This window comes from Salinivibrio sp. MA607 (genome assembly GCF_001996245.1).
Taxonomy (GTDB): domain Bacteria; phylum Pseudomonadota; class Gammaproteobacteria; order Enterobacterales; family Vibrionaceae; genus Salinivibrio; species Salinivibrio costicola.
This window is the reverse complement of record NZ_MUFJ01000017.1, coordinates 62,666-72,753: the sequence shown is the minus strand read 5'-3', so window position 1 is coordinate 72,753 and position 10,088 is coordinate 62,666. Positions and strand designations below refer to the sequence as shown.

Here is a 10,088-nt window from a genome sequence, read left to right as displayed (position 1 = left end):
GAGGCCACCTTTGGTCCTGACTCTAACGAATCAAGACATTATGCGGTATTAGCCGTCGTTTCCAACGGTTATCCCCCTCGTCAGGGCAGGTTCCCAGCCGTTACTCACCCGTCCGCCGCTCGACGTCCAGTAAATCCACCGAAGCTTCAATACYGCCGTTTCCGCTCGACTTGCATGTGTTAGGCCTGCCGCCAGCGTTCAATCTGAGCCATGATCAAACTCTTCAATTAAAGTTTTGGTGTTTGCTTTTCCTAAGAAAAGACAAACGGCTCGATAAATACTGTTTTGTTCRTCTCTTGCGAGACAAACGAATTGACTGTGCCGAACAACGTAAACGTTGTTTCGTATTGGTCACTCAGTTCATCGAATAAATCTTTTTGTCTATTCTCAACGAGTGCCCACACAGATTGCATAGGTCAAATTGTTAAAGAGCGTTGACTGTGCGAAGCTGCGCTTCGCTTGGTCAGGGCTGCGTATCTTACGCGCCTTACCGTTAAAGTCAAGAAGAAATTTTATCTTTTATTTTCAACCCTCAGGGCCGGAATAAAACCTCTTTTTGACTCCCCTAACGCTTGGCGTTAAGTGGACGGCTATCTTAATCTTTTAAAAACTCACGTCAAGCGTTTATTTTTATTTGATTTTTTACGTCAACATGGCGCTGAGCGCTTGCCCTGTGTGCCGTGTCGATGGAGGCGCATTATAGGGAAGCTGATCAGATTGGCAACCCCTTTTTAGTGGTTTTTTAGAAAAAAACTGTCACTCGCTGTTTTTTTGCTCGCTAGGGTGTAAAACTGGTACCAAAGTCAGCGTTATCTGACATTGTATAGCGATATAAAGAGGGATTTGTGATGGCAAAACAGTTGCGCGCTTATAAAGGCATGATGCCTCAGCTGGGCGAACGCGTCTATATTGATGAATCCAGTGTATTGGCTGGCGATATTACGCTAGGGGATGATGTGAGTATTTGGCCGCTGGTTGCGGCACGTGGTGACGTGAACCATATCCAGATTGGCGCACGGACCAATGTGCAAGATGGTTCAGTCCTTCATGTCACCCATAAAAATGCCGAAAATCCACAAGGTTACCCGCTGATCATTGGCGAAGAAGTGACAATCGGCCACAAGGTCATGTTACACGGCTGCCGGATTGGCAACCGAGTCCTAGTGGGAATGGGGACGATTATTCTTGATGGCGCTGTGATTGAAGATGAAGTGCTAATTGGCGCTGGCAGTTTAGTCCCGCCCGGAAAACGCTTAGAGAGCGGCTACCTGTATGTTGGCTCACCGGTCAAACAGGTTCGCCCCCTCACTGACAAAGAGCGTGCTTATTTTGCCCGCTCAGCGCAAAACTATGTCGACACTAAAGACATCTACCGCTGCGAGCACTAGATCACCAAGCTGCCATCGGGTTCAAACGCTTCTGATTCGATGGCCGCTTCCATTTGCTCTTCAATATCAAACCAAACCTGTTCGACAATCGCCTGCGCATTATTCGAGTCTACCGCACAGCCGGCGAGCGCAGATAAGGTGGTAAAGCGGACAGCACATGTTAACAACGCACCATTAAGTTGGCCGTAGAAACAAACACGCGCCTTTGCGGTATCGACCTGCGCTTCGTCCGCAGCCAGAATAAGGGATTGATTCATCGACTAAGTGCCTCTCTTAACTGCTCGCGCACACGTTCGGTTTGCGGCCGACAGCCACGCCATATAGCAAAGCTTTCCGCCGCTTGTTCCACCAGCATGCCCAAGCCGTCTAAACATCGCTCTGCTCCTTGGCGTTGCGCCCATTGGTTGCTGGTTGTACAGCCAGCTTGATACACCATGTCATAGACAGCGGTATTTGGACCAATCGCTCCTTGCGGGAGAGGGGGATGGCTTTGATGTAAGCTCGCCGAGGTCGCATTAATGATCACATCAACGGGCGCCGCCATGGGTTTATCCACGGCATGACTGATGATCGGTCCGGCCTCGCCAAATGCAGCGGCTAATTGCTGGGCTTTTTGCTCGGTGCGATTCACTATCATCAACAATGCTGGCTCTTGCTCCAGTAAAGGAAGCAACACACCCCGTGCGGCACCGCCCGCTCCCACGACTATAATGCGCTTATCGCGCAGTGCCACATGGTGGTGGTGTAAGTCCGTCACCAAACCTGCCCCATCCGTATTATCACCCAGTAGGGAGCCATCGCTTTGCTTAACCAGCGTATTCACGGCACCGGCGCGGCGGGCACGCTCTGTCAGTGTATCAGCCCAATCATACGCTTGCTGTTTAAAAGGCACGGTCACATTGGCGCCGCGCCCTCCTTGCGCAAAAAACGCCTGCATGGTGGTCACAAAGCCTTCAAGCGGCGCCTCAATGGCTTGATAGTCGATGTCTTGTTGGGTTTGTGTCGCAAACGCGGCGTGGATCTGCGGCGACTTACTGTGGCCAATCGGATGGCCGACCACACAATAACGATCGGTCATCCGTTACCACTCCCTCGGTTTAAGGTAATCGCGATAGAGTCTCGCTTCCGGCGCATCGTCATCAGGTGACCAGTTATATTCCCAGCGTGCCATCGGCGGCATCGACATCAGGATAGATTCGGTGCGACCACCACTTTGCAAGCCAAATAGCGTGCCTCTGTCATATACCAAGTTAAACTCAACATAGCGTCCGCGACGGTAAAGCTGAAAATCGCGTTCCCGCTCACCATAGGGCGTAGCTTTGCGGCGCTGTACTATCGGCAGGTAGGCATCGATAAAGCCTTTTCCAACCGCTTGGGTGTAGGCAAAGCACTGTTTGAATGGCCATTGGTTCAAATCATCAAAGAAAAGCCCGCCGACGCCACGGGTTTCATCGCGATGGGGCAGATAAAAATAGCGATCGCACCATGCTTTGTGATCAGCGTACACGCTATCACCAAAGGGCGCGCACAAGGCTTTGGCGGTCCGATGCCAGTGCTGGCAGTCTTCCTCGAACGGATAGAAAGGTGTTAGGTCAAAGCCGCCGCCAAACCACCACACAGGATCTGCACCTTCTTTTTCGGCAATGAAAAACCGCACGTTTGCGTGCGAGGTCGGCACGTACGGGTTATGAGGATGGATCACTAACGACACCCCCATGGCCTCAAAACAGCGCCCGGCAAGCTCTGGACGGTGCGCGGTCGCCGAGGCAGGCATTTGATCGCCAAATACGTGCGAGAAGTTCACTCCCGCTTGCTCAAATACTTGGCCCTGACGCAGGACGCGACTGCGGCCACCGCCCCCTTTCTCACGCTCCCACGCATCTTCAATAAAACGCGCTTGACCATCTTCTTGCGCAAGCTGTTGGCAAATATCATCTTGAAGCTGGAGGAAAAAAGCCTTCACGGCTTGCTTATCAATTGTCGACTGACCGTGTGCCACGCTCACATCCTTTGTTACTGAGACTATGTGCTTACTTTACCTGATCCACGCACTGGGATCTTGACGGAATTTCATCCCCCACCGCTGACGCAAACGTTTTCCTTGCGATGAAATCTGGGTATAATTCGCGTCACGCTCAGCTTATCTTATTCACGCTTGTCATCAAGAAGGACGTATTATGACTGTCGGTATCATCATGGGCTCGCAATCCGATTGGCCTACCATGACACATGCAGCGGCTATGTTGGATCACTTTGCCATCCCTTACGAAACCCGTATTGTCTCTGCCCACCGCACACCACAGTTACTTGCCGACTACGCCCAACAAGCGGCCGAGCGCGGGATTAAAGTGATTATTGCCGGCGCCGGTGGCGCCGCCCATCTGCCTGGGATGACCGCCGCACACACCAGCCTGCCGGTGCTCGGCGTTCCGGTCCAGTCAAAAGCATTAAAGGGAATGGACTCATTACTTTCTATTGCTCAAATGCCAAAGGGCGTGGCAGTGGGCACGCTCGCTATTGGTGACGCAGGCGCCGCGAATGCAGGCCTCCTTGCAGCACAAATTCTCGCAACGGCCGACCCTGATTTGATGGCAAAAGTGGATGCGTTTCGCCAAACGCAAACCGAGGCCGTTCTCGCTCAGCCTAACCCACAAGGGTAACGACCATGAATATTCTGGTGTTAGGCGCGGGACAACTGGCCCGGATGATGGCATTAGCCGGCGCGCCGCTCAATCTTATCGTCAGTGCTTATGATGTGCGCAGCGGCGACATTATCCATCCTTTAACCCAGCAGCCACTCGGTCAAGGGCTCGATACCGCGATAGCCGGCGCGGATATTATCACCGCTGAATTTGAACATATTCCTGCCAACATTTTGCATCAATGCGAGCAAAGCGGGAAGTTACGCCCCAGTGCGCAGGCAATTTTAACCGGTGGCGACCGTCAAATAGAGAAAGCCTTATTGATGCAAGCTGGGGTGGCTAACGCGCCATACCGAGTGGTACATACACAGGCGGATTTAGAAAAGGCGATCTATGCTCTGGGCGCGCCCTTGGTGTTGAAAAGCACGCTCGATGGTTATGACGGCAAAGGGCAATGGCGCTATCGTGATGGTGATGATCTCAGCGCATTATGGGCCGAATTGGACGCCTTTCTTGCCGCGCCCGAGCAGCGCGATGGCCAAGCGATCATTGCTGAGGCCATGATCCCTTTTGAGCGTGAAGTGTCACTAATTGGTGTACGTGGTGCCAATGGCGAATTTGCCAGCTACAGCCTAACCCAAAACCATCACCACAACGGCGTACTGACTTTGTCGGTGGCACGGCCTGACGAACAGGATTTGCAGTTACAAGCGGCTGAAATGGTGAAAAAGATTGCCGACACACTCAATTATGTGGGTGTGCTCGCGGTCGAATTTTTTGATGTTGACGGTCGCTTGCTGGTGAACGAAATCGCACCTCGAGTCCATAACTCGGGCCACTGGACCCAGCAAGGTAGCGCCTGTTGTCAGTTTGAAAACCACTTGCGTGCGGTCAGCGGCTTACCGCTTGGCGCTACCCGTTTGGTTCAGCCCACTGCGATGATCAATATTTTGGGTCAAGGTAGTGTCCCGCTTGCGACCTATCGCGACGCCCATGTGCATTGGTACAACAAAACGCCTCTCCCAGGGCGCAAAGTGGGCCATATCAATGTCACGGCCACCTCGAACGCCGCGCTTGCCACCACGTTAGCGAGCCTCGCCAGCTACCTGCCCAGCGATGCTTTTCACGGCTTAAAATCGGCTGCATTGGCTCTCGCCGCGCAAACCGATTAATCCTCGCTCTCCGGCTCTGCAGCCGATTCATCTTGAATCGCGCTGCAGGGCTTATCGGCACATTGATGCACGGTTTTCCCACCTTTTTTACGCTCGACCAAGAGTGCAAAACCACATGCCTCGCAGGTACCGGCTATCGGTTGTGCATTCACGGCAAAATGGCACTTAGGGTACTGATCACAGGCAAAAAAGCGCTTTCCGTAACGCGAGGTGCGCTCCACCAGCTCACCTTTGTGGCAGGCTGGGCAGGTTAGAGTGGTGTGATCGGGTTCATCTGGTTTTTCGATATGCGTGCATTGCGGGAACTGATCGCAGCCAATAAACATGCCGAATCGACCTTGACGCAGCACCAACTCTCCCTGCTGACACGCCGGACAGGTCACGCCAAGCGCTTTCACCACATGGCCATCACCATGGTGTAACGCTTTAGTATAGTGGCAGTCTGGATAGGCCGTACAGGCCAGAAACGGGCCTCGTTTGCCCGATTTAAACGCAAGAGCGCTGCCACATTCCGGGCAGCGCTCCTGGGTCTTCGGGGTGTTATCTGTATTCATTCACACCTTTACTGTTATTGATAAGCGTTAATGCACGTACCCCTCTTGTGCGTCGTACAGCATGTCTTCCATTTGCGTATACGCGCGCTCATTACCTGGCACGTTAAACAGCACCATTAGGATCACCCATTTTAGATCATCCAAACCAAACTCTTGCGTTTCTAACTCCATCACCCGATCGATCACCATCTCACGCGTTTCTGGTGACAGCACCCCAGCTTGTTCTAAAAACAATAAAAAACCTCGGCTTTCTTGATCGAGAAAACGGGTTTCTTGCTCCGTGAATACACGAATCGAGCTCTGTGCACTGCCTGTTAGATAGGGCTGTTTATCCGCGTTTTGTAACTGAGCTAATTTTTCCAGCCAGTTTAGGGCCTTATAAATATCATCTTGATGAAAACCCGCACGGGACAATTCATCCGCTAACTCGTCCTGATCGATAATGACCTCGACATCACTGTGGATGTAGGTTTCAAACAGGTACATAAGAATGTCCATCATGGCTAGCCCCTCCTCGTTCTGACATAGCCACCGGGTACTGCTGCTACAAGCCCCTGGAGTTCTAAGTCTAACAACTGCATCATGATTTCGTGAACCGGTTGGTTGCAGCGCTCAGCTAGTACGTCGACACACGTCGCGTTAGTCCCTACGTTAGCCAACAGCGTGGGAAATGGCAATCCTTGATCGGCATCTAACTTGGGCGCATCACTAAATAATTCGCTTTGTTGGCTCACTGCAAACTGAACCAAACTGTCTACTTCACTTAAAATATCATCCACACTGTCCGTCAAGGTTGCGCCCTGCTTGATCAATTGATGGCACCCACGCGCTTGGACCTGATCGATTGGGCCTGGGATCGCAAACACTCCTCGATTTTGCTCAAGTGCGTAGCGCGCGGTAATCAATGAGCCACTTTGCGGTGCAGCCTCCACCACTAATACGCCCGCTGATAAGCCACTGATCAGACGGTTACGACGAGGAAAGTGTTCCGCCCGTGGCGGCGCATCTGGCCAGAACTCGGACACCAACGCCCCTTGCGTAATAATTTGGCTGGCTAAGTCACGGTGACGTGCAGGATAAATACGCCCTAGCCCGCTGCCGAGCACCGCCAATGTTTGTCCATTGCCGTCTAAGGCACCTTTATGCGCCCGCCCATCAATGCCCAAGGCTAAACCGCTGGTAATGGTCAACCCGTAGTCGGCCAACTGTTTGGCAAAGTGATAAGCCGTCGTCAATCCAGATTGGGTGGCATGACGACTGCCAACCATGGCGAGCTGGGGCTTGGCTAAGGCGCTGGGATCACCTTGAACATAGAGAATGAGAGGCGCGCTGGCGATTTCTTTTAACAACGAGGGATAAGCGGGATGATCAAAACACAATAAGTGGCAATCGGGCGCCTCGGCCCAGCGCAAGCTCGCATTGATTAACGCCTGATTTGGGCTGCATATCGCCTGGCATTGATCCTCACTTAATCCAATCGCGGCCAACGCCTGCTGAGATTGCTGATGGATAGCCTCGACCGGCCATGTCGATAAGAGTTTTCGACGTTGCCTGGCCCGTAGCCGTGGCACTTGAGCCAAGGTTAACCACGCGTATAACGTCTCATCTTTCATGACTGATCCGAGCGCTTGAAGGCGGAATCGCCTGCATACCCGCTTTAATCGGCTGAGTGGCTTGCTGTACGACAGCCAAACTCATCCATGGATAGGAGCGGATAACCATCAGCTCACCGATTTTGACGTTCGGTAATACAGTGACCTCACGTGGGGTTTTATCGGCTTGTGCTTGATACTGGTACTCACCTGGCTGATTCACGACCTGTTTTCCAGGTTGAGTGACTTCAAATACTTGCCCGGCCGAAACCTGCGCCTTTGCCCCTTTATCCAGAACGACTAACTGCCCTTGAGCCACGTATTCACTGCCGTAAAGGTGACCCAATAAGGTCGCTTTGGTTTTCGCTGGATAAGGCCAGAATGGCGCCTGAACACGGTCGGGGGCCGGCAATAGGACGTCATTGGGTCGTATCTCTTGATTGACCTGAGTCAGTGTCATCACGCTATAGTTCGACGCCACGTCGGTGATTGAACCATTGGCCACGTGCGTCAAGCTAACCATTTGTGGGCGATTATCAGCCGTTTGATCTGCGCGTTGATGCGAAAAGGTGTGCGCGACCCGATATACCTGCCAATCGATCGCGTGTAATGCGGCATCGATATACACAGTGTCTGCCGCCGATAAAAGGCGACGCCCCTCAGGCGAGCCCAACACCCTGGGTAACGCGACTAATCGTGCTTTCTCAATCAAGGTATCTTGTGCTAGGTGGGGTAAGAGTAAGGGCGCAACACTGGGCACAGGCGATGCCGGTTCGTCTGCGGCTATCGTGTGAGAGGCTTGGTATGTTAGATGCGGTTTCCCTTGTTGCCACTTAAGCGTCAACGTATCGCCCGGGTAGATAAGGTGTGGATCCTTTATACTTGGGTTGTCGTACCATACCTTTGGCCAATGCCAAGGGTCAGCAAAAAAGGTGGCGGCAATATCCCAAAGCGTATCGCCACGCTCAACGGTATAACGTGTTTCACTCTTTTGTGCCGCCACACTGAACGGGAGTAGCGCTGTCAATAGGACTGCCATAGCAAGCCTACACAGTTTCTTTGTCATCGTCGTCTTCCTTGTCAGACAGAACGCGCTGATGCTGTCAATTGGCTGGCAAAATGTCTAGAATTAACCCAATTATCCCGTGCCGCATTCGGCACAGTTCAATTTTTGCGAGACGTTATGGCTTTACTGAACGTATTAACATTTCCAGATGAGCGCCTTCGCACCGTTGCGAAACCGGTGGATACCGTTACCCCTGAGATCCAGAAAATGGCCGATGACATGATTGAAACCATGTACGACCAAGACGGTATCGGTCTTGCCGCTACTCAGGTTGATTTTCACCAACGCATGGTCGTGATCGATGTATCAGAAACGCGTGACGAGCCTATGGTGCTGATCAACCCTGAAATTATCGAAAAGCGCGGTGAAGACGGTATTGAAGAAGGGTGCCTCTCTGTGCCGAGCTCACGTGCCTTAGTGCCTCGAGCAGCCGAAGTGACGGTCAAAGCACTCGATCGTGACGGCAATCCATTTCAGTTCGATGCAGACGACTTACTGGCGATTTGTATTCAACACGAGCTTGACCACTTAGAAGGCAAGCTATTCGTTGATTACCTATCACCATTGAAGCGCCAACGCATCAAACAAAAAATGGAAAAACTCAAACGCGCTAACCAAAAAGTAAGCTGAGGTCACTTTGAGCAAACCGCTGCGTATAGTATTTGCGGGCACGCCGGACTTTGCCGCGCGCCATTTACAAGCCTTGCTCGACAGTGAGCATGAGGTCATTGCGGTCTATAGCCGCGAAGATAAACCAGCAGGACGGGGCAAAAAGCTCACGGCGAGCCCAGTTAAACAACTGGCGATTGAACATGCACTCCCGGTATACCAGCCTCGCACGTTGCGTGACGAAACGGCACAGGCCGAGTTAGCCGCGCTCGATGCCGACGTTCTGGTGGTGGTCGCCTATGGACTTATTTTGCCGAAAGCCGTGTTAACGATCCCAAGGTTGGGCTGCGTTAATGTGCATGGCTCAATTTTGCCACGTTGGCGGGGTGCCGCACCGATTGAGCGAGCGGTCTGGGCAGGCGACAACGAAACCGGCGTCACCATCATGCAGATGGATGAAGGGCTCGATACCGGTGACATGTTAAAAATCGCCACCTTACCGATTGATGACAAAGAAACCAGTGGCAGTCTGTATGAGCGCTTGGCTGAGCTGGGTCCACAGGCACTGATTGACTGCCTCAATGATATGGCCAACGGCATTATATTGGCTGAACCGCAAAATGACGCCAAAGCCAATTACGCCGAAAAGCTAACCAAGCAAGAAGCTCATATCGATTGGCATCAAGACGCGGCGTTTATCGAACGCTGTGTACGCGCATTCAATCCTCGCCCGGTGAGTTTTTTCACCTTAGGCGAGCAAAATATCAAAGTGTGGGGCGCGAACGCACTCGATATTGATGTTGATGCTGCGCCGGGGACCGTCATTAACACTGATAAACACGGTATTCAAATTGCGACCGGCAAAGGTGTTCTTCAGCTGACACACCTGCAGCCACCGGGCAAGAAAGCCATGCAGGCTCACGAGCTGCTCAATGCGCGTCGCGAGTGGTTTGAAACCGGCACCCAATTAGTATAAAGGGTGCGTTTATGTAGCAACATCGTTTAAGGCCAGTACGCTGGCCTTTTTTAATGTAACAGGCGACGCTATCGTCTGATGCCATTTTG

General features: G+C 52.3%; 12 protein-coding genes and 1 rRNA gene. 5 read left to right on the top strand and 8 right to left on the bottom strand.

The window, feature by feature from the left end; all coding sequences use genetic code 11:
- Window positions 1-230, bottom strand: a 16S ribosomal RNA gene (locus tag BZG81_RS09790); the annotation flags it as partial.
- 618 nt (window positions 231-848) lie between these two features.
- Between BZG81_RS09790 and BZG81_RS09785 the strand changes: the two genes are divergently transcribed.
- Window positions 849-1,388, top strand: coding sequence for a gamma carbonic anhydrase family protein (locus BZG81_RS09785; RefSeq protein ID WP_077677252.1), 540 nt, complete (start codon window positions 849-851; stop codon window positions 1,386-1,388).
- Here BZG81_RS09785 and BZG81_RS09780 read toward each other — a convergent pair.
- From BZG81_RS09780 to hemF, 3 genes are read right to left on the bottom strand one after another with little or no spacing between them, the layout of a single operon-like run.
- Complete coding sequence (locus BZG81_RS09780; protein ID WP_077677251.1) at window positions 1,385-1,645, bottom strand: DUF1488 family protein; 261 nt, start codon at window positions 1,643-1,645, stop codon at window positions 1,385-1,387. The genes BZG81_RS09785 and BZG81_RS09780 overlap by 4 nt on opposite strands.
- Complete coding sequence (gene aroE, locus BZG81_RS09775) at window positions 1,642-2,466, bottom strand: shikimate dehydrogenase (protein WP_077677250.1); 825 nt, start codon at window positions 2,464-2,466, stop codon at window positions 1,642-1,644. The genes BZG81_RS09780 and aroE overlap by 4 nt, the downstream gene beginning before the upstream one ends.
- A 3-nt stretch (window positions 2,467-2,469) precedes the next feature.
- Window positions 2,470-3,387, bottom strand: coding sequence for an oxygen-dependent coproporphyrinogen oxidase (gene hemF, locus BZG81_RS09770; RefSeq protein WP_077677249.1), 918 nt, complete (start codon window positions 3,385-3,387; stop codon window positions 2,470-2,472).
- A 178-nt stretch (window positions 3,388-3,565) separates the two neighbouring features.
- Between hemF and purE the strand changes: the two genes are divergently transcribed.
- Together purE and BZG81_RS09760 are read left to right on the top strand one after the other, a co-directional pair.
- Window positions 3,566-4,048 carry a 5-(carboxyamino)imidazole ribonucleotide mutase gene (gene purE / locus BZG81_RS09765; RefSeq protein WP_077677248.1) on the top strand — a complete coding sequence of 161 codons (483 nt, stop codon included), beginning with the start codon at window positions 3,566-3,568 and terminating at the stop codon, window positions 4,046-4,048.
- Between the two features lie 5 nt (window positions 4,049-4,053).
- A complete protein-coding gene (locus tag BZG81_RS09760; protein ID WP_077677247.1) occupies window positions 4,054-5,202 on the top strand; it encodes a 5-(carboxyamino)imidazole ribonucleotide synthase in 1,149 nt (382 codons plus the stop codon).
- Here BZG81_RS09760 and BZG81_RS09755 read toward each other — a convergent pair.
- The 4 genes from BZG81_RS09755 to BZG81_RS09740 are packed head-to-tail and all read right to left on the bottom strand — an operon-like array spanning window position 5,199 to window position 8,414.
- On the bottom strand, window positions 5,199-5,756 hold the full coding sequence (locus tag BZG81_RS09755; protein ID WP_077677246.1) for a DNA topoisomerase family protein: 558 nt from the start codon (window positions 5,754-5,756) through the stop codon (window positions 5,199-5,201). The two genes, BZG81_RS09760 and BZG81_RS09755, sit on opposite strands and share 4 nt — an antisense overlap.
- Window positions 5,757-5,783: 27 nt before the next feature.
- Window positions 5,784-6,257, bottom strand: coding sequence for a DUF494 family protein (locus BZG81_RS09750; protein ID WP_021022722.1), 474 nt, complete (start codon window positions 6,255-6,257; stop codon window positions 5,784-5,786).
- A gap of 2 nt (window positions 6,258-6,259) precedes the next feature.
- Window positions 6,260-7,369 carry a DNA-processing protein DprA gene (gene dprA, locus BZG81_RS09745; protein ID WP_077461768.1) on the bottom strand — a complete coding sequence of 370 codons (1,110 nt, stop codon included), beginning with the start codon at window positions 7,367-7,369 and terminating at the stop codon, window positions 6,260-6,262.
- A complete protein-coding gene (locus tag BZG81_RS09740) occupies window positions 7,359-8,414 on the bottom strand; it encodes a LysM peptidoglycan-binding domain-containing protein (RefSeq protein ID WP_077677245.1) in 1,056 nt (351 codons plus the stop codon). The genes dprA and BZG81_RS09740 overlap by 11 nt, the downstream gene beginning before the upstream one ends.
- A 117-nt stretch (window positions 8,415-8,531) precedes the next feature.
- Here BZG81_RS09740 and def point away from each other — a divergent pair, with 117 nt between their 5' ends.
- Window positions 8,532-9,044: a peptide deformylase gene (def, locus tag BZG81_RS09735; RefSeq protein WP_077461770.1), complete on the top strand. Its 513-nt coding sequence runs from the start codon at window positions 8,532-8,534 to the stop codon at window positions 9,042-9,044.
- Window positions 9,045-9,051: 7 nt separating this feature from the next.
- Complete coding sequence (gene fmt / locus BZG81_RS09730) at window positions 9,052-9,999, top strand: methionyl-tRNA formyltransferase (RefSeq protein WP_021022726.1); 948 nt, start codon at window positions 9,052-9,054, stop codon at window positions 9,997-9,999.
- Window positions 10,000-10,088: the final 89 nt, after the last annotated feature.